This is a genomic window from Pantoea sp. CTOTU49201, assembly GCF_032054795.1.
GTDB classification, from domain to species: Bacteria; Pseudomonadota; Gammaproteobacteria; order Enterobacterales; family Enterobacteriaceae; genus Pantoea; species Pantoea symbiotica.
The window spans coordinates 1-2500 of record NZ_DAMBSA010000537.1 but is presented as its reverse complement, the minus strand read 5'-3'; the positions used below and the strand labels follow the sequence as shown (position 1 = coordinate 2500).

Genomic DNA, 2500 nt, shown 5'->3' with positions numbered 1-2500 from the left:
CGAGATGGATTGTTTTGTGGCGTTTTCCGCTTGTCCGCAGGATATCGTCAGCATTCAGGGGCAGGGCGACAACACTCCGCGCGATGCCGAGCTACGTATTTTGACCAGCGGATTCCCGCAGGTGCAGTTGAAGGGTGCGTGGGTTCCCTCACCCTAGCCCTCTCCCAGCGGGAGAGGGGACCGATCGAGCGAACATGTGGCATCGTCTCCTTCTCCCTGTGGGAGAAGGCCGGGATGAGGGCATCAGCCCGCACCCAACTTAAGACTTCACCACCCCATCCAGCCACGCCTGAAACCGTGCATACGGCACATACAGCGCCACATTCTTAAACAACGTCTTACCGCTTTTATTGTCATCAACCTGGCTGCTGTAACCGACAATCACGCCCGCCAGCGTATCATCACTGGCGTTATACACCGCGCCGCCGGACATGCCTTTCACCACGCCGGCATTGGCCGCCACCACCACACAGCTGGCCTTGTTCCAGTCATTCGCCAGCGTGGTATTGATCAGATTTTTGCCGCTCGACGCCACCGGCATCGCGGAAATAAAGCTGTAGCCATACAGATTCACTTCATCGCCAATATGGCTATTGCGGAACGGCGGCGGCAGATTGGCTTCGCTGTTTTTGTGGTACACCACGGCGATATCGCATTCAGGATGCCAGGCTTTCACCCGATAGAGCGAATACTTGGCCACGTGGGCCGCCGTCAGACTGTATTCGGGCGTGAGAGGAATGGTGGTGCCAAGCGCACCAATGCCCAGCACCGTTGGAATGCCGGTGACGGTCATATCGACGCGTTTTGCTGCTTCTTTGCTGTATTCGTAATGCCCAACAGAGCAGCCACTCAGGCAGCCAACCGTTAGCGCGATGAGCCATCGCATACGCTTTCCCCTCGATTTTTGACACCACATAACCGGGCAATCCATTGAGGTATCGGCAGTGCACGTCCATCCTTTACTGTTTGATTTTGCGTCAAAAGCTGACTCGCTGTGATAACGATCACATCCTTTTCAAGCGTAGCGCGGAAACATCAATCTGTCTCAATTGTTAGTCAGTGACATTTTCCCGCGCAGGGATTATTGCTGCGGGCGCAAATAAGCCTTGCGGCGCGCGGGGTGGTTGGCATGAGAGGGCTATGCTTTAATAACAGTGTGACGCAGTTCAAATTTTAATAAGCGTCTGTTGTAACCGTACTGCGCTCGCAGTGCGGCCCGCCTGCAAAAAATTATTGGGAGAGTGTGTTATGCCTGTTGCATTACTGGCGCTGGCGCTGAGTGCGTTCGCCATCGGCACCACGGAATTCGTCATTATGGGATTGCTGCCCGAGGTGGCGGGCGATCTGCAAGTGACGATTCCTTCTGCGGGATGGCTGATCAGCGGTTACGCGCTGGGCGTGGCCATTGGCGCGCCGATCATGGCGTTGCTGACCGCCAAACTGCCGCGTAAACGTACTCTGATTCTGCTGATGATCATCTTCATCATCGGTAACGTGCTCTGTGCATTGGCCTACACCTACAACCTGCTGATGCTGGCGCGTGTGGTGACGGCGCTGTGTCACGGGGCGTTCTTCGGCATTGGCGCGGTGGTCGCGGCGAGTCTGGTGGCACCGGGTAAACAGGCTTCTGCTGTGGCGCTGATGTTCACCGGTTTGACGCTGGCGAACGTGCTCGGCGTGCCACTCGGCACCTGGTTTGGTCAGATGTTTGGCTGGCGCGCCACCTTCTGGGGCGTGGCAATCATCGGCATCTTTGCCTTTATCGCGCTTATTGTGAGCCTGCCGACCAACAAAGAAGAGAAGCCGGTGCATCTGGCGAGTGAAATCAGCGCGCTGGCCAACGGCAAACTGTGGCTGTCGCTGCTGATGACGGTGTTCTTTGCGGCGGCGATGTTTGCGCTGTTTAGCTACATTGCGCCGCTGCTGTTAGAGGTGACCGGCATCTCAGATCGTGGTGTCAGCTGGACGCTGTTCCTGATTGGCGCGGGTTTGACCGTCGGCAACATCCTTGGCGGCAAGCTGGCGGACTGGAAAGTGTCGTTCAGCCTGATCCTCAGCTTTGTGCTGATTGCGCTGTTCTCGCTGCTGTTCAGCTGGACCAGCCATGCGCTGTGGCTGGCGGAAATCACGCTGTTCCTGTGGGCGATGGCAACCTTCGCCACCGTGCCAGGCTTGCAGATTAACGTGGTACGCCACGGCAAAGATGCGCCAAATCTGGTCTCGACGCTGAATATCTCCGCCTTCAACGTCGGCAATGCGCTCGGCGCGTGGGTCGGCGGCGCGGTGATCGAGAAAGGTTATGGCCTGACGTCGGTGCCGGTTGCCGCCGCAGCACTCGCCGCGGTTGGCTTGGTGATCTGCCTGATCACCTTCCGCAAATCGGGCGGGCAGGGCGAAGCGGTCAACGCTTAAGCCAGCCGCTCGGCAATACGTTGTGGAAACGCCGCCACGTGCCGTTGCAGGTGGTCGCAGAAGTGATCGACCAGCGCCGAAGCCGGTC

General features: G+C 57.8%; 2 protein-coding genes and 1 pseudogene. 2 read left to right on the top strand and 1 reads right to left on the bottom strand.

What is annotated here, in order from left to right:
* Positions 1-157, top strand: a pseudogene (locus RTY00_RS23430) (aminomethyltransferase); the annotation flags it as partial.
* Between the two features lie 102 nt (positions 158-259).
* On the opposite strand, the gene RTY00_RS23425 reads toward RTY00_RS23430, so the two are convergent.
* On the bottom strand, positions 260-886 hold the full coding sequence (locus RTY00_RS23425) for a serine protease (protein WP_312666562.1): 627 nt from the start codon (positions 884-886) through the stop codon (positions 260-262).
* Positions 887-1248: 362 nt separating this feature from the next.
* On the opposite strand from RTY00_RS23425, the gene RTY00_RS23420 reads away from it, so the two are divergent.
* The gene (locus tag RTY00_RS23420; RefSeq protein WP_265299305.1) at positions 1249-2412 is read left to right on the top strand and encodes an MFS transporter; all 1164 of its coding nucleotides are present in this window, start codon (positions 1249-1251) and stop codon (positions 2410-2412) included.
* Positions 2413-2500 lie beyond the last annotated feature (88 nt).

What these genes read in the sequence shown, in the direction of transcription:
- RTY00_RS23425 (WP_312666562.1), bottom strand. Translation starts at nt 886, where the DNA reads ATGCGATGGCTCATCGCGCTAACGGTTGGCTGCCTGAGTGGCTGCTCT.
- RTY00_RS23420 (WP_265299305.1), top strand. Translation starts at nt 1,249, where the DNA reads ATGCCTGTTGCATTACTGGCGCTGGCGCTGAGTGCGTTCGCCATCGGC.